Annotated in this window: 11 protein-coding genes and 1 rRNA gene; 6 read left to right on the forward strand and 6 right to left on the reverse strand. The window is 65.9% G+C overall.

Going from position 1 to position 17311, the window contains the following annotated elements:
- Positions 1-49: 49 nt before the first annotated feature.
- Positions 50-1201, forward strand: a complete 1152-nt coding sequence (locus H2037_RS14995) for a beta-ketoacyl-ACP synthase III (protein ID WP_292123599.1) — start codon at positions 50-52, stop codon at positions 1199-1201.
- A gap of 135 nt (positions 1202-1336) precedes the next feature.
- Entirely contained in the window at positions 1337-1597 is a 261-nt protein-coding gene (locus H2037_RS15000; protein ID WP_292123601.1) for a hypothetical protein, read from the forward strand.
- A gap of 39 nt (positions 1598-1636) precedes the next feature.
- On the opposite strand, the gene ppdK is transcribed toward H2037_RS15000, so the two are convergent.
- Both ppdK and ileS read right to left on the reverse strand, forming a co-directional pair.
- Positions 1637-4315: a pyruvate, phosphate dikinase gene (gene ppdK / locus H2037_RS15005; protein ID WP_292123603.1), complete on the reverse strand. Its 2679-nt coding sequence runs from the start codon at positions 4313-4315 to the stop codon at positions 1637-1639.
- A gap of 382 nt (positions 4316-4697) precedes the next feature.
- Complete coding sequence (gene ileS, locus H2037_RS15010) at positions 4698-7631, reverse strand: isoleucine--tRNA ligase (protein ID WP_292123605.1); 2934 nt, start codon at positions 7629-7631, stop codon at positions 4698-4700.
- A 342-nt stretch (positions 7632-7973) separates the two neighbouring features.
- Between ileS and H2037_RS15015 the strand changes: the two genes are divergently transcribed.
- A complete protein-coding gene (locus tag H2037_RS15015; RefSeq protein ID WP_292123607.1) occupies positions 7974-8858 on the forward strand; it encodes a hypothetical protein in 885 nt (294 codons plus the stop codon).
- A gap of 127 nt (positions 8859-8985) precedes the next feature.
- Here H2037_RS15015 and H2037_RS15020 read toward each other — a convergent pair whose 3' ends face one another.
- The 4 genes from H2037_RS15020 to hfaA form a co-directional block, all read right to left on the reverse strand.
- A complete protein-coding gene (locus H2037_RS15020; RefSeq protein WP_292123609.1) occupies positions 8986-11883 on the reverse strand; it encodes a M16 family metallopeptidase in 2898 nt (965 codons plus the stop codon).
- 201 nt (positions 11884-12084) lie between these two features.
- Positions 12085-13344 carry a holdfast anchor protein HfaD gene (gene hfaD, locus H2037_RS15025; RefSeq protein ID WP_292123610.1) on the reverse strand — a complete coding sequence of 420 codons (1260 nt, stop codon included), beginning with the start codon at positions 13342-13344 and terminating at the stop codon, positions 12085-12087.
- Positions 13271-14287 (reverse strand): holdfast anchoring protein HfaB, encoded by a 1017-nt coding sequence (gene hfaB / locus H2037_RS15030; RefSeq protein ID WP_292123612.1) that lies wholly within the window; start codon positions 14285-14287, stop codon positions 13271-13273. The genes hfaD and hfaB overlap by 74 nt, the downstream gene beginning before the upstream one ends.
- Positions 14284-14733 carry a holdfast anchoring protein HfaA gene (gene hfaA, locus H2037_RS15035; RefSeq protein WP_292123614.1) on the reverse strand — a complete coding sequence of 150 codons (450 nt, stop codon included), beginning with the start codon at positions 14731-14733 and terminating at the stop codon, positions 14284-14286. The genes hfaB and hfaA overlap by 4 nt, the downstream gene beginning before the upstream one ends.
- A gap of 118 nt (positions 14734-14851) precedes the next feature.
- Between hfaA and H2037_RS15040 the strand changes: the two genes are divergently transcribed.
- The 3 genes from H2037_RS15040 to H2037_RS15050 all read left to right on the forward strand — a co-directional run.
- Positions 14852-15544: a rhomboid family intramembrane serine protease gene (locus H2037_RS15040; protein ID WP_292123616.1), complete on the forward strand. Its 693-nt coding sequence runs from the start codon at positions 14852-14854 to the stop codon at positions 15542-15544.
- Positions 15545-15636: 92 nt separating this feature from the next.
- Positions 15637-16065, forward strand: a complete 429-nt coding sequence (locus H2037_RS15045; protein ID WP_292123618.1) for a CBS domain-containing protein — start codon at positions 15637-15639, stop codon at positions 16063-16065.
- Between the two features lie 636 nt (positions 16066-16701).
- Positions 16702-17311 (forward strand): 16S ribosomal RNA (locus H2037_RS15050); the annotation flags it as partial.

The raw sequence follows: 17311 nt of genomic DNA on the forward strand, positions 1-17311 counted from the left end.
CCTCTTCAAAAACAGCCGGCCTCGAAGCCGAGCGCTAGGAAAGAAGACTTTGTCGCACGCCGTCATCGCCGCCACCGGCCTCTTCACCCCCGAACAGTCGGTCACCAACGCCGAACTGGTCGACAGCTACAACGCCTGGGCCGACGGCTGGAACGCCCGCCACGCCGCCCAGATCGAGGCCGGCGAGCTTGAGGCCAAGGCCCATTCCTCGCCCGAGTTCATCGAGAAGGCGTCGGGCATCAAACAGCGGTTCGTGCTGGACAAGGCCGGGGTGATCGACCCCGAACGGATGGCGCCCAGCCTGCCGGAACGCGGCAACGAAGAGCTGTCGATCCTGGCCGAGATGGCGGTCAAGGCCGCCCGTCAGGCCATCGAGGCCTGGGGCAAGCCGGTCAGCGAGATCGGCGCCGTCCTGTGCGCCGCCTCCAACATGCAGCGCCCCTATCCCGCCATGGCCATCGAGGTGCAGCAGGCCCTGGGGATCGAGGGCTTCGCCTTCGACATGAACGTCGCCTGTTCGTCGGCCACCTTCGGCATCAAGACCGCCGCAGACTTCATCGCCGGCGGGTCGGTCAAGGCGGTGCTGATGGTCAACCCGGAGGTCTGCTCGGCCCACCTGAACTTCACCGACCGCGACAGCCATTTCATCTTCGGCGACGTAGCCACGGCCGTGATCGTGGAGTCGTCGGACGTCGCCGGTCCGGGCGGCTGGGACGTGCTGGGCACGCGGTTGAAGACGGTCTTCTCCAACAATATCCGCAACAATTTCGGCTTCCTGAACCGCAACGCCCGCGACACCGAACAGCTGGACTCGCCGGTCGCCGACGACAGCGTCCAGAACGACAAGCTGTTCATCCAGCAGGGCCGCAAGGTCTTCCGCGACGTGGTGCCGATGGTGTCCGACATGATCGTCGATCACGCCGACGAACTGGGCCTCGACCCGCACGGTCTGAAGCGCCTGTGGCTGCACCAGGCCAACATCAACATGAACACCATGATCGGCAAGAAGGTGCTGGGCCGCGAGCCGTCCTCGGAAGAGAACGTCATCATCCTCGACGACTACGCCAACACCTCCTCGGCCGGCTCGATCATCGCATTCCACCTGCACAACGACGGTTTCGCTCCCGGCGAGACCGGCCTGATCTGCAGCTTCGGCGCCGGTTATTCGGCGGGCACGGTGTTCGTCAGAAAGCGGAGCTGAGTCCGAGAACTGAAACCTTTGACCGGCGTTACGCCAGGTTAATCCTGATCTGGGATGATAATTGCCTTGGCTAAGCTTGAATCCCTCACCGGATTTTGCGACGCCTTTGATTGTCGAGAACAGGGGAGTTCCCAGATGGCTCAGACGACACCGAAAACGGTGCTGGAAAGCCTGGCCCAGGATATCGCCGCCGTGCTCAAGAGCATGGGCGGTTCGGCCCACCAGAACCTGGTCGTGGATTGCGTTGCGGCCCTGAAGAGGCAGCGCGGCGAGGCGGTGAACCCGCCCGACCTGCGCCAGATGATCATCGAGACCTTCGAACAGTACCGCGACTGGTTCGTGCGCCCCTTCGGCGAAGGCTCCCAGCGCTGGGCCCTGGCGGGCGACTTCGCCTGAACCGGAAGGGCGGCGCGCGGCGCCGCCCCCTTTGACCGGTCAGCGGTCCTTTTCACGCTCCACGTCCAGCGCGGCCTGTGCGGCGGCGAGTCGGGCGATGGGAACGCGGTAGGGCGAGCAGGAGACATAGTCGAGGCCCACCGTCTCGCAGAAGGCGATCGACGACGGATCGCCGCCGTGTTCGCCGCAGATGCCCAGCTTGACCTCGGGACGGACCGCGCGACCCCGCTCGGCCGCGATCTCGATCAGGCCGCCGACGCCGTGCTGGTCCAGGCGGACGAAGGGATCGGTCTCGAAGATGCCCTTGTCCAGATAGGCCTGCAGGAACCGGCCCGAATCGTCGCGGCTGATGCCGAAGGTCGTCTGGGTCAGGTCATTGGTGCCGAAGCTGAAGAACTGGGCGTATTCGGCCAGGTCCCCGGCGCGAATGGCGGCGCGCGGCAGTTCGATCATGGTGCCGACCAGGTATTCGACGCTGTCGCCGGCCTCTTCGAACACAGCCTTGGCGGTGCGGTCGGTCAGTTCGCGCAGGTACTTCATCTCCAGACCCAGGGCGACCAGCGGGTGCATGATCTCCGGGATCGGCGCCAGGCCCGAGGCTTTCTTCACCTCCAGCGCGGCTTCCAGCACAGCCCGCACCTGCATCTCGTAGATCTCGGGATAGGCCACGCCCAGGCGGCAGCCGCGGTGGCCGAGCATGGGGTTGGTCTCATGCAGCTCCCTGGCGCGACGCTTCAGCTTTTCGGCGTCGACGCCGGACGAGGCCGCCAGGGCGTCGATGTCCTCGTCGGTGTGTGGGATGAACTCGTGTAGCGGCGGGTCCAGCAGGCGCACCGTCACCGGCAGGCCGGCCATGATCTCGAACAGTTCGACGAAATCCGACTTCTGGAACGGCGCGATCTTGGCCAGGGCGGCGCGGCGGCCCTTCTCGTCGTCGGCCAGGATCATTTCGCGCACGGCGGCGATCCGGGTGTCGTCGAAGAACATATGCTCGGTCCGGCACAGGCCGATGCCCTCGGCGCCGAAGCCGCGCGCGGTCTTGGCGTCCAGCGGGGTCTCGGCGTTGGCGCGTACCTTCAGGCGACGCACCTTGTCCGCCCAGGCCATCAGGGTCTGGAAGTCGCCGGTCAGTTCGGGCTCGATCATCGGCACGGCGCCGTCCAGGACCTCGCCCTTCGACCCGTCGATGGTGATGATGTCGCCGGTCTTGAAACTGCGGCCGCGCGCGGTGAACACGCCCTTGGCTTCGTCGATATGGACCTCGCCGGCGCCGGAGACGCAAGCGCGACCCATGCCGCGCGCCACGACGGCGGCATGGCTGGTCATGCCGCCCCGCGCCGTGACGATGCCGCGGGCGGCGTGCATGCCGTGGATGTCCTCGGGCGAGGTCTCCTCGCGCACCAGGATGACCGCCTCGCCCAGACCGGCAAGGCGTTCGGCCTCGTCGGCGTCGAAGACGATCTTGCCGGTCGCCGCGCCGGGCGAGGCCGGCAGGCCCTGGGCGATCACGGTGCGGGCCGCGTCGGGATCGAGCGTCGGGTGCAGCAACTGGTCGAGCGCCGAGGGCTCGACGCGGCTGATGGCCTCTTCCTGGCTGATCACGCCCTCGGCGGCCAGATCCACGGCGACCTTCAGCGCCGACTTGGCGGTGCGCTTGCCGTTGCGGGTCTGCAGCATCCATAGCCGGCCCTGTTCGACCGTGAACTCGATGTCCTGCATGTCGCGGTAGTGGCTCTCGAGCTTGTTCACCACCGTGACGAACTGGCCGAACACCTCGGGCATGGCCTCTTCCATCGAGGGGGCGGTCTCGCCCATCTCCTCGCGGCCGATCTTGGTCAGGGACTGGGGCGTACGGATGCCCGCGACCACGTCTTCGCCCTGGGCGTTGATCAGGAACTCGCCATACAGGCGCGCCTCGCCAGTCGAGGGGTTGCGGGTGAAGGCCACGCCGGTCGCCGAGGTCTCGCCCATATTGCCGAACACCATTGACTGGACGCTGACGGCCGTGCCCCAGCTTTCGGGGATGTCGTGCATGCGGCGATAGAATTTCGCCCGGTCGTTCATCCAGCTGGCGAAGACGGCGCCGACCGCGCCCCACATCTGGTCGCGCGGATCCTGCGGGAAGGGCTGGCCCAGTTCGCGTTCGACCACGGCCTTGTAGTCGACGACCACCCGCTCCCAGTCCTCGGCCTTCAGATCGGTGTCGACGGTGACGCCCAACCGGTCCTTGTGCGCGTCCAGCACTTCTTCGAAATCATCGTGGCTGAGGCCCAGCACGACGTTCGAATACATGGTGATGAAGCGGCGATAGCTGTCGAAGGCGAAGCGACGATCACCCGAAAGTTTGGCCAGGCCCTCGACCGTCTGGTCGTTCAGGCCCAGGTTCAGCACCGTATCCATCATGCCTGGCATCGAGGCGCGGGCGCCCGAGCGGACCGAGACCAGCAGCGGGTTTTCGACATCGCCAAAGGTCTTGCCGACGATGGCCTCGACCTTGGTCAGGGCGGTCTTCACCTGGTCTTCCAGATCGGCGGGATAGGTCTCGCCGTTGGTGTAATAATAGGTGCAGACCTCGGTCGTGATGGTGAAGCCGGGCGGGACGGGCAGCCCCAGCGACGACATTTCCGCCAGGTTCGCGCCCTTGCCGCCGAGAAGGTTCTTCATCGACGCGTCGCCGTCGGCGGAACCGCCGCCGAAGCCGTACACCCACTGAGTCATATGTAGCCCCTGAGCTTTGAGAAGGTTCGGCGGGTTGACCCGCTCGCACTGCAACATGATCTAGCGCGGCGAAACCGGCTTGGCCATGGCGGATGTAACAATGCGTGAGGGAGAAACCGGTTTCTCGAGCGCAGGGACGGGGTTGCTCTCCTCTTTCGTCATTCCGGGCGAAGGGCCGCTTGGCCCGCAGACCCGGAACCCAGCGGCGCCGAAGGCGAAATGGGTCCGCCGCACAATGCCCGAGCAGCGAATTCTCGACAGGTTCGCGCTCTCGCGCGCCGCTGGGTTCCGGGTCTCCGCTACGCTGCGCCCGGAATGACGAAAGAAGGGGGCCGGCGTCACCTCCCAGCGTGCGAAGGCGCGCGGGGAGGTGAGCGCAATATCAGCCTCGCGTCTGGTCCCAATACCGGACCGCGTCGGCGTCGCGGGCCGACAGATCGGGGTAGGCGGGGTCGGAGCCGACGTCGGGAACGCGGCGCCAGGAGCGGGCGCATTTCGGATAGTCGGCGGTGTTGATGACGGCGGAGATAACGCCGCTCTCATCAATGATCAGATCCGCGCCGCTCGTCCGGAACACTTCGGCGGCATCCAAATCATCGAATAGGACGGCGGCCTCCGTCGGTAGGTGTACTTCTGGCCAAGCGTCGAGGGCGCCGCCGATAACCTTGGCGCGTCGGCTTTCTTCGAGGCCGTTGGTAACGACTTCAAGGACGCGCTGAACCTTCGCCCACCGCTCCGCCTCGGCCGCATTCTCCCACTCCGCCGGCGTCTCCGGGATCACTCGCGCGCAGTTGGTCCCGGCGTCGGGGAAGCGCGTCGTCCAGGCCTCTTCCATCGTGAACGGGGTCAGCGGGGCCAGCCAGGCGGTCAGGCGCATGAAGACCTCGTCCATCACCGTGCGAGCGGCGCGACGGCGGATGCTGTCGGGGCGGTCGCAGTAGAGGGCGTCCTTCCTGATGTCGAAATAGAGGGCCGACAGGTCGTTGGAGCAGAACTCCAGCACCGGGCGGACGACATCCTGGAATCGGTATTCGGCGTAGGCCTGGCGGACCTGGCCATCCAGTTCGTGCAGGCGGTGAAGGATGAACTTCTCCAGCGGCGGGAACTGATCGTAGTCGGTCAGGCGTTCGGCCTCGTCGAAGTCCGACAGGGCGCCCAGCAGATAGCGAACGGTGTTGCGCAGCTTGCGATAGGCGTCGACCGTGGTCTGGAGGATCTGTTTGCCGATCCGCTGGTCCTCGGAATAGTCGACCAGCGACACCCACAGACGCAGGATGTCGGCGCCGCTCTCCTTGATGATGGTCAGGGGATCGGTGGTGTTGCCCTTGGACTTGGACATCTTCTCCCCCTTTTCATCGAGGGTGAAACCGTGGGTCAGGACCGCCTTGAACGGGGCGCGACCACGGGTGCCGCAGCCTTCCAGCAGCGACGACTGGAACCAGCCGCGATGCTGGTCCGAGCCTTCCAGATAGAGGTCCGCCGGCCAGTGGGCGGGACGGTCGCCGGTGTAGCCGTGCTCGGGCAGGCGAGGGTCCAGGGTGAAGGCGTGGGTCGAGCCGCTGTCGAACCAGACGTCGAGGATGTCCTCGACCTTCTCGTAGCGGGCCGGGTCGTGGGCGCCCAGGAAGTCGGCGTCGGGCGCGGTGAACCAGATGTCGGCGCCATGTTCGGCGACGGCGGCGACGATGCGGGCGTCGACTTCCGGGTCATGCAAGGGCTGGCCGGTCTGCTTGTCCATGAACATGGCGAGCGGCGTGCCCCAGGCGCGCTGGCGGCTGACCAGCCAGTCGGGACGGCCCTCGACCATGGACCGGATACGGTTCTTGCCCGCCGTCGGGTGGAAGGCGGTAGCATCGATCGCGGTCAGGGCCGTCTCGCGCAGCGTGTCGCCCGAGGCGAGCGGTTGATCCATGCGGATGAACCACTGGGGCGTGTTGCGGAAGATGACCGGCGCCTTGGAGCGCCACGAGTGGGGATAGGAATGTTCCAGCCGGCCGCGCGCCAGCAGGTTTCCGGCTTCGATCAGCTTTTCCATCACCGCGCCGTTGGCGGGACCGAACTTGCCGGTCTTCTTGCCCTCGGTCTCCAGCACCTTCAGGCCGGCGAACAGCGGGACCGAAGGATAATAGGCGCCGTCCGGATCGACCGTGTCCGGCACCTCGTGATGACCGTGGGCCTTCCAGACCTCGAAGTCGTCGGCGCCGTGGCCCGGCGCGGTGTGGACGAAGCCGGTGCCCGCGTCGTCGGTGACGTGATCCCCGGCCAGCAGGGGCACGGAGAAGCCGTAGCCGCTGTCGAGAGCGGCGAGGGGGTGGGCGCATTCCAGGCCGGACGGATTGATGTCGTAGACCCGGGTCCAGGCGGCGATCTTGGCGGCCTTGAAGACCTCTTCCGCCAGCTTGTCGGCGACGATCAGGCGGTCGCCGGGCTTGGCCCAGGGCGCGAACTCCAGACCCTCTTCCATGGCCGTGACCTCATAGAGGCCATAGGCGATCTCGGGACCGTAGCTGATGGCGCGGTTGGCCGGGATGGTCCACGGGGTCGTGGTCCAGATGACGATCGACGGCGTGCCGCTGCGGAACGACAGCAGGTCGTCGGGATGGTCGTCGGCCGCGCCCGTGACCGGGAACTTGACCCAGATCGTGGGCGAGACGTGGTCGTGATATTCGATCTCGGCGTCGGCCAGGGCCGTGCGCTCGACCGGCGACCACATGACGGGCTTGGAGCCGCGATACAGTTGGCCCGAGTTCTTGAACTTGTGGAACTCGGCGACGATGGCCGCCTCGGACTTGAAGTCCATCGTGGCGTAGCGGTTGGCGAAGTCGCCGACGATGCCCAGGCGATGGAACTGGTCGCGCTGCAGGTCGATGTATTTGCCGGCGTATTCGCGGCAGGCGGCGCGGAACTCGTCCTTGGACACCTCGTCCTTGCGACGGCCCTTGGCGCGGAACTGTTCCTCGATCTTCCACTCGATCGGCAGGCCGTGGCAGTCCCAGCCGGGGACATAGTCGACGTCATAGCCCAGCAGGAACCGGCTGCGGACGACGAAGTCCTTCAGCGTCTTGTTCAGGGCGTGACCGATGTGGATGTCGCCGTTGGCGTAGGGCGGGCCGTCGTGCAGCACATAGAGCGGGGCCTTCTGGGCCTGCCGCTCGGCGCGCAGGGTTCCGTACAGGTCGCCCCACTGCTCCAGGATCACCGGCTCCTTCTGCGGCAGACCGCCGCGCATGGGGAAGGGCGTCTCGGGCAGGAATACGGTGTCGCGATAGTCGCGGCCGGAAGGGGTGTCGGTTTCGGTGACGGGGGCGTCGGCCATGAAAAGTCTCGGCGTCGAAGGGTGAACGGTCGCTGTCCTTGTTCGCCCTATCGCGCTTCGCGCGGCTTGAGGGCGGCCTTTTCGCCCAATCCTGGGCGGTCGTCCCGACGTGCACGGGGCCAGAGGCCCTAAAGCGCTACGCCGGGCGGCTAATCGAAATCAGGCGAATGAGGACGCGGACGGTCATTATGCGGGCGGTCTAGCAGACGGATGCGGCATTGCGCCATCCCTGAACACCTTGCCCGTCTCAACGGAAACGAAAGGCTTTTGACGTCTTGGTTAAGGTTGGATCGTCCGGAGGCTTGTCCGGGCGACATGAGAATTCGTTCGGGAGTCCCGCCGATGCGGCAGCGGATCAGGAATTGGATGCTGGGCCTGGCGGCCGGTCTGGCCGTCATGGGAGCCGGCGGGGCGGCCCTGGCGCAATGCGGCGGCTGCGTGCCCGACCCCTGCACGTCCTGTGAACCCCCGCCTCCGCCTGAGCCGCCCTCGTGCGGCGGCGGCGGCGGATCGTGCGGCGGCGGGGGAGGCGGCGGCAACTGGTCGTCGAACACGAACGTCAATGTGAACGTCAACGTCAATGCGGGCGCGAGCGCCAACGCCAGCGCCTCCTCGGGCGCGCGATCGTATCTCAATGCGCGGGCGGGTGGCTTTTCGGGCGGCTTCGGCTCGGGCGGCGGCGCGGCCTATGTGACCGTGGATCAGCCCTATCCGACCACCATCCAGGGCCTGGCCGTCGACGGCCTCGTCCAGACGGTGCGCACCCCCTTCACCGCCTATCGCCGCATGATGAAGCGGGTGGTGATCCAGGCGGTCTGCATCGACGACCGTCAGGTGCCGCATCCCGCGTCCCAGGTGAAGCCGGATCGCGAGATCGCCGACAGCTACGAAGGCGAACTCTATCGCTGCCTGGCCGGAACCTGGCTGCAGGCCACGATCGCGGACTATGAGGGCGAGATCAAATTCGACCACGGCACGACCCTGACCTGCAAAAAGCACGAGGCCCTGTGGTTCGGCGGCGAGGGGCGGCTGGAATGCCGGCCCGAAAAGGCCGAGCGCGACTGCAACGAACGGTCGTTGCTGCGTCGCTACGGCGCCGGGGTGAAGATCCTGACCCTGTACCGCGAAGAGGAATACACTGAATATCGCGAGGAACAGGCCCAGAGCACGACCGTCATCACCGGGGCGATCACCCTGGACGGCGGCGTCGGCGGGCGGGTGTTCTGAACGGGAGCTGACGCACTCCGTTCAGGCCCGGCTCAGGCCGGGCGATAGATAATAAGATCGTCGGCGTCTCCGTCGACGATCCTGAAGACTGGCCCCGGCTCGTGCGCGCGAGCCGGGGCCTTTTTCTTTATTGAGCGGGGGTGGCGACAGGCGACTTGTCGGGGACCACCTCCGCGCGCCAGGCGGTCTCGGGCTTCAGGTACAGCTGCGCCACACGTTGCAGGTCGGCGGCCGTGACGGCCTCCAACACAGCGATATTGTTGCGGGTCTGACCCAGCGAAGCGGGGTCCGACTGGGCCTCTGACAACTGATTCAGCCAATAGGCGTTGTCGGCCATGCTGCGGCGCAGGCGTTCGACGGCGGGCCGGCGGGCGCGGTTGAGTTCGTCCTCGCTGATCGGATTGTCCCGTAGATCAGCCACGATGGCGTCGACGGCGTCGAACAGCTTGGGCAGGGACTCGGGCGTGGTCTCGGCCGCGATGGCGAGATAGCCGTAGCCGGGGAAGATGTCCGAACTGGTTGAACTGGCGTTCGGCGCATAGGCGAGGCCTTGCTTCTCGCGGATCTCCTCGTTCAGGCGCAACTGAAGAACAGCTTCGAGGATCGACACCTGCCGGGCGGCGGTGCGGTCGCCGATCTGATCGGTGGTCGGCCAGGCCACGACGCCCAGAGCCTGTCCCGCCTGGCCCGTGTGGGTAAGACGGATCGGGGTCGCGGTCGGGGCGGCGAAGCGACGCTCGGACGACCCGGCAGGCGGGGTCGGCGCGGGACCGCGCGCCGGCAGGGCGCCGAAGGTCGAGCCCACGGCGGCGATGACTGCATCCACGTCGACGTCGCCGACGACAGTGATCTCGACCGGGCCGGCGGCCATGGCCGCCTTGATCCGCTGGCGCAGGTCTTCGATCTCGATCGATTGGAACTGCTCATTGGTCGGCGTGGCGGCGCGCTTGTCGCCCCCCGCCAGCAGCTCGCCGGCCTGTAGCCCGAAGGCGCCGCCGGGCGTCGCCGCTCGCTGCTCCAGAGACTGGGGATAGGAGGCCTTGGCCCGCTGCAGCGGGGCGGCCCGCAGACCTGGATCGGTAAGGAAGGCGGTAAGGATCTGCAGCGTCAGTTGCAGGTCTTCAGGCCGGGTGGATCCCCCAAACGTATAGCTGTCGCTCCCCTGGCTGATGCTGGTGTTGAAGATGCGGTCGGCGAGGACGCGGTTGATCTCGTCTATCGTCAGCTTGCCGAGGCCGCCGGAGTTCAGCACGGCGTTGGTCGCGAACAGCGGCGAGAACCGGTCGGCCGGCAGACCGAGCCCGCCGAGCCCGGTGCTGGCGTTGATCAGTATCTGGTCGTCGCGGAAGTCTGTCTTCTTGATGTTCAGCAGCGTCCCGTTCGGGAAGGCGACCAGGGTGGCCCCGAGGTCGGCGACTTCGGTGCGCGAAGCCGGAACGGCGGGGGCGCCAAAGTCGGTGTAGGGCCATTCCAGGGCCGACTGGTCCGACGGGGCGGCGACCGGGACCTGACGCGACGCCTCGAGCGCGGCGGTGACGGCGGCTTCACCGCCTTCGACCGGAACCGGGCTGGCGAACAGGACCAGTGGGCCCTGGCCTTCGAAGACCGGTTGGACGGCGGCGTTGACCTGCTCCGGCGTCAGATCGGCGACGATGGTCTCGAACAGGGCCAGACTGTCCTGCGGCGAGGTGAAGACAGAGTCGCTGTTGACCGCATTCAGCAGGCCTCCGGCCAAGGCGGGAGTGGGTCGGGTGGCGGCCGTGGCGACCGCGTTTTGCAGCGCGGTGCGATTTTCGGTGATCTCACGCGCCAGTTCGGGGGCGGTCACGCCATACTGGGTCAGGCGGCGCGCCTCCTGTTCGGCGGTTTCCAGAGCCCGCTTCCATTCGCCGGGGGCGAACGAGACCGACAGAATCCCGGCGTCCAGGGTGTCGAACAGCGATTGATAGCCGCCGCCCGCTCCAAGGAAGGGCGGGTTGTCCGCGCGCGCCAGCTCGCCGAGACGGCGGTTCAGCACGGCCAGCCCCAGACTGCGCCGGACCGTTTCGCTGCGCTCCGCCACGGTGTCGGCGTCCAGGTCTGGAGCCTTGATCCAGTTGATCTGGATCGACGACTGGATGCCGGGTTCGACAATAATGCTGGTTTCGGGCGAACGGGCGGCGACCGCGCCGAGATCCGGCTCGGGGCCGTCCGCGGCCTTGGGCGTCCAGTCGGCGAAGGCGCCTCGAACCTTGGCTTCCATCGCATCCAGGTCGAAGTCGCCGACGGCGATGAAGGTGGCGCGCGACGGCCGGTAATAGGCGTCATAGAAGTCCACGAACCTCTGACGGGGCGCGGTGCGGATGACATCCAGATCACCGATCGGCAGCCGTTGCGACAGGCGCTGACCGGGCGCCAACAGGCCCAGCTGGGTCTTCAGCACGCGGAATTGCGGGGTGTCGCGCAGCCGTTCCTCGCCCACGATGACGCCGCGTTCGGCGTCGATGGCGTCCGACGCCATCAGGGCGTCGCCCATCATCTGACGCAGGATACGCAGGGAGGCGTCGACCGTCTCGTCCTGGGTGTTCGGCAGTTCCAGCATATAGGCGGTCTGGTCGAAGCTGGTGAATGCGTTTGTGTCGGCCCCAAAGGCCAGGCCGAGGCGTTCGAGAATGCGCAGCATCTCGTTCTCGGGAATGTCCTTGGTCCCGTTGAAGGCCATATGCTCCATGAAATGGGCCAGCCCCTGTTGGTCATCGCGCTCCATCAGCGAGCCGGCGTCGATGCGCAGGCGGAATGAGGCCTGGCCGGGCGGGGTGGCGTTCTTCAGCAGGGCGTAGCGCATGCCGTTGGGCAGCAGGCCGTAGCGGACGGCGGGGTCGGCGGGAATGTCGCTGACATCCTGGGCCCAGGCGTCGGAGGGCGCGATCTGAGCCTGGGCCGCTGCAGCGGGCGGCGCAAAGGCCAGGGCCGGCGCGATGAAGGCCCCGGTCGAAAGGGCAAGACCCGAAACCGCGACAAGCAGCAGACGACGCGCAGAACGCATGAGATCACTCCGTAATGCCGCAACCCCCGATAGAGCGGCTCCATTGGGTTAGGGGAGGCCGGCGGCGAGGGCAAGCCGGGCTTGAGGCGATCACCGAACGGAGAGACCTTCCGTCTCCTACCTACATCGTGGGGAGGAGGATCGATGCGCAGCGGAGAACCAGAGGGGTTCTTTCCGCATCACTGGCCGCGTAACGCCCTCTTACCCGCCCGGGCGGCTCACATAGAAGGTGGCGCTGTTGCCGACGGCGGTGACGCCGACGACGGCCGCGCGGCCCGAGCCGATGGTCGTGGTCGCCGTGGCGCTGACGTTTCCGTCGTTGGTCTGGGTGTTGGTGATGTTGATCTCGCCGCCGCACTGGGAGCAGGCGTAGCCGGTGACGCTGTTACCCACGGCCTCGGCGCCGACATAGGTGTCATAGCCGTCGACGCCGATCGAGACGGCGCTGGCCTCGACCCCGCCTGAGTTCAGCTGGGTGTTGTCCAGTTCCAGATAGATGTCGTTGTTGCCGGCGACGACTTCGTTGGCGACCGCGCGGGCCGAGACTGTGGTCTGGCCCTGCAGATTGGTCTGGGCCTGGGCGACGGCGCGGACGCGGCCCTGGTTGGTCTGGTTCGTATTGGCGACCATGGAGCCGCCGGCGTTGTACAGGACGGTCTGGTTGGCGCCGGCGTTGGCGCGGGCGGCCAGGTTCCAGGCGTTGTCGACATAGACGTCGGTGCGGGCCTCGACGGTCGAGGGGGCGTTGGTCTGGCGAACTGTCAGATCCTGATGCGAGGCGCCGGTGGTCGAGACCTGGACCGCATTGGCTACGGCCTGGGACGAGAAGTCGGCCTGGGCGGGGATATACTGAACGTCGGCGGCGGTTTCGGCGAAGACGGTGGTCTGGGCCGACTGGTCGATCACGCCGGTGATCGAGGAAGACGGACCGCCCATGGCGACGCTGTTGGCGACGGCCAGCGAACCGCCCGCCATGCCGTCGAGGACATGGGCGGCGGGTGCGTCGATGTCGGTCGTGGCCTCGACGCGTTCGCCGGTGACGATCTGGGTCGCGTCGACGGTGAAGGTTGCGCCGTCGGTGGATACGCCCAGATAATTGCCGCGCGCGTCCGTGGTCGAGACGATCACGCCGTCGGATTCGCCGTTCAGCACCAGACTTGTGTTCGCACGGGTCGCGCCGGTCATGGTCTGGCGCGAGGTCAGGGAACCGGACGAATCCTCGATGCCGCCCGCGAGCGAATTGCCCCGTGCGTCGTTGGTCACCTCCAGCTGGTCGATGGAGACGTTCAGGTTCACCGTTCCGATGACGTCACCGGACTGGGTCTGAGTGCTGGAGCAGGTGGCGCCGGTCTCTGGGTCGCAGAGCGGCGTCTCCTGGGCCGAGGCCTCAGTAGCGAGAAGGGCGAACGTCGCCGTCGCGGCGATCATGCCAGCGAGACGGATCGGCGCGGGTCTGGCCATTGTTCGTCTCCGTGGTGGGATAGGCCGGGTAATAGCCGCCGGTCGGGCCGACGGTGGAATCGCCAAGTGGATCATTGGCGGCGTTGAGGCAGATTTCGGGGCCGGGCGCCCCGTAGAGATTGGCCATGAACTCGACCGTGGCGCGTTCGACCAGGGCGCGGACGGCCAGCTGGGTCGGCTCCATGCCGCCGGAACCGGCCGAGATATCAAAGACATTGCCGTCCAGGAAGTCGAACACCCCGGCCGAGATTTCGCGGCCGATGATCTGTTTCTGATAAGAGACGACGTCGACGACCTCGAGCGTGGTCGTCTGGACCAGCCGCAGATCCATGGCGATGTTCATCACATAGACGCGGTGGGTCAGCAGGGTGGAGCCGGGACGGGCCGAGTCCACCTCGCCCTGGCCGGCGTCGAACCCGCCCGAGCGGATATTATAGTTCACCTCGGTTATGCCGCCGACGATGTAGAAGTCCGAGCCGGGCACCTGGCCGGCCAGGATACGACGGTACTGGGTGTCTTCCGGGCCCTGGGCGCCGGGGGTCTGATCCCCGATCAGCTTGTTGTTGGCGTAGCGGAGCTCCAGCTCCGAGACCGAGGTGTCGTAGCGTTCAACGATACGGGCGCCGGCCTTGGCCAGGGCCGAGTTGACCATCAGCGAGGCGCCGCCGGTGATCTGGCGGCCGCCGTCCGACGAGACCGTGCCAGTGTAGTCGCTGATCCGGCCCACGGCCATGCGCGGCGAGGGCAGGTTGTAGCGACGGGCGTAGTCCGCCAGGCAGTAGAGGGCCGTTGAATAGGGAGTCGGATTGGCCGTGACCGGCGCATTGCCGATCGGCGTCGCATAAAGGCCCGAGGGGCCGGCGACAGGGCTGACGCAACCGGCCAGCAGCACTGCGGCGGCCGTGGAGACGGCGCTCATGCGAATGAGGGTTCGGCGGCTCATGGCAGGGTGATGTTTCCGTTCAGGGCCGTACCGGCGGTGACATCGCCGTTATTGGTCTGGTTGGAGTTGACGATGACCGTGTTGCGGCTGCCCTGGACCACGACGTTCAACTGATTGCCGATAGCGGTCGAGCCGCCGATGGTCGAGCCGCCGCTGCTGGACGAGCCGGCTCCGGCATAGGCCGAGGCCACGCCGCCGGACTGGCTGGAATAGGAAGAAGCGCCGGCCTGGATGATGCCGTTGACGATCAGGCGATTGCCGTCCGCGTCGCGGGTCGAGCCGGTGGTGGCCGTATTGGTCGTGGCGCGGGCGGAACCATAGCCCTGCTGAAAGCGGGCGGCGGCGCCGGAACCCGTGGTCTGGGCGGCGACGAGGGTCGGCGCGGCGGCGGCGACCAGGGTCGCGACCACGATCGGCAGGGGGGCGATCAGCCTCTTGACCGGCATGTGAAGGACTCCTGGCGCGATAACCGACGACGGATCGAAAGCATGATCCGCCTCCAAACTGCGTTAAGGTTATTAAGAAGCGCTTGAGATCGACGAAGGGCTTGCCCATTGGTGGATCATGTCCGAGCCAGACGGCCGATTCGACGGCCCGCCCAAACCGACATCCGAGAAGATGTTCAACGCGCCCCTGCCGGTGGTGCTGATCGCCCTGTCGATGCCGGTGCTCTTCTTCTTTCAGCTTCAACTGCCCGACATGGGCGCCGACATGGCCTTCGCCCCCTCCGATCTCCAGGAGGGGCGATGGGGCGGCCTGTTGACCGCCATGCTGCTGCATGGCGGCTGGACCCATGCCGTGATGAACGCCGTGGGGGCGCTGGCCTTCGGCGCGCCGGTGGCGCGCCTGTTCGGCGACCGGATCGGGCCGACCGTCTTTCTGCTCTTCTACATAGGGTGCGGCGTGTTCGCCGCCCTTGGCTATGGCCTGATCCATTGGGGCTCGACCGAGGCCATGGTCGGAGCGTCCGGCGCGGTGTTCGGCCTGATCGGCGGCGCCACCCGGCTCATGGGCGGACGGGGCAGGGTGCTGAAGCTGTTCGACCGGCGGGTCGTCAGCGCCTCGATCGCCTGGATGGTGGTGAACGCCGTCGTCGGCCTGATCGGCTATGCGCCCGGCGCGGACGGGGCCCGCATCGCCTGGGAGGCGCACGCCTTTGGCTTCCTCGCCGGTCTGCTGGCTATCGGTCCTCTGGCGCGCGCCTTCGGCAAGGGACCGCTCGACCGGCCTGCGGACGGCGCCGAATCGGAGATTTGATTCCGCTGTCGGCCTGAGCGATCATCGTTCCCGAGCGGCCCTGTCGCCATCCCGGCCCTGCGGTCGTCTCTGTTCATAGAGAAGGAGCCGCGATGTTCGTCGCTGAAATCCTCAAGACCAAGGGAAACGCTGTCTTCTCCATCACACCCGGCCTGACTGTCGCCGAGGCGTGTCAGGAACTGGAGCGAAAGCGCGTGGGGGCGCTGGTCGTCTGCGACGGCGAGGCTGTCGCCGGCGTCTTTTCCGAACGGGACGTGGTCAAGGCCCTGGCCGCCGATGGGCCCGAGGCGCTGAGCCGCCCTGTCTCCGACTATATGTCGTCGAAGGTGATCTTCGCCGAACCGGCCGAGATGATGTCGGCCCTGATGACCCGGATGACCGACCGCCGGATTCGCCACCTGCCTGTGCTTAGCGAAGGGCGACTGGCGGGCGTCATCTCCATCGGCGACGTGGTCAAATGCCAGATCGAGGAACATGCGCGCGAAGCGGAAAGCCTCAGAACCTATATAGCGGCGGGCTGAGCGCGCCGCTCTGTTTGTTTTGGTGACCGTCATTTTCTGAGAAAGTTTCGTGTGTTTGTCAGAAAGCTGTTGCGGAAGAAAAGTGGCGTCCGTATAGAGCCGCCTCGCTCGGAGACGGGCCGGCCTTGAGGCCTTGGGGACTTTGGTTTCCGGGGATTTCGGGGGGAGTTAGGGGTTGAGAAACTTCTTGCTTTCCTGGGTTGGTTTCAATAGGTTCCGCGCTCCAATCGAATCGCCGAACGGTTAAGAGGAAAGCCTCTGCGTTTTCCTCCGGTGGTTTTTTGCGGTCTGAAGGGTTCGCTCTTCTGGTTTGCGAAACTCTGAAAAGAGCGGTTGACACGGGGTTCGCGGTTCTCTAAATCGCCGCCTCCGCCGACGACACGGCGCTAAACAAGTCGGGCCGCTGAGGCGGTTCTAGGTCTTTGACATTGTTGATATGGAAAGAGAAACGCAGGCGGCGGTGTTCTAGCGATGACCCTAGAGGTCATCATACGACACTGACTATCTGCGGTCTTTTTGAAAAGATACCATGCGTCGGTCTTCGGATCGATGACGTGGGAACTCGTCAATAAAATACGTAGAACTAATGCCAAGACGTCCTTCGGGATGTTCTTAAGCTTAGGTCAGAAGTCAACTCAACCTGAGAGTTTGATCCTGGCTCAGAGCGAACGCTGGCGGCAGGCCTAACACATGCAAGTCGAACGAACTCTTCGGAGTTAGTGGCGGACGGGTGAGTAACACGTGGGAACGTGCCTTTAGGTTCGGAATAACTCAGGGAAACTTGTGCTAATACCGAATGTGCCCTTCGGGGGAAAGATTTATCGCCTTTAGAGCGGCCCGCGTCTGATTAGCTAGTTGGTGAGGTAAAGGCTCACCAAGGCGACGATCAGTAGCTGGTCTGAGAGGATGATCAGCCACATTGGGACTGAGACACGGCCCAAACTCCTACGGGAGGCAGCAGTGGGGAATCTTGCGCAATGGGCGAAAGCCTGACGCAGCCATGCCGCGTGAATGATGAAGGTCTTAGGATTGTAAAATTCTTTCACCGGGGACGATAATGACGGTACCCGGAGAAGAAGCCCCGGCTAACTTCGTGCCAGCAGCCGCGGTAATACGAAGGGGGCTAGCGTTGCTCGGAATTACTGGGCGTAAAGGGAGCGTAGGCGGACATTTAAGTCAGGGGTGAAATCCCGGGGCTCAACCTCGGAATTGCCTTTGATACTGGGTGTCTTGAGTGTGAGAGAGG

The organism is Brevundimonas sp. (assembly GCF_013912065.1).
Lineage (GTDB): Bacteria > Pseudomonadota > Alphaproteobacteria > Caulobacterales > Caulobacteraceae > Brevundimonas.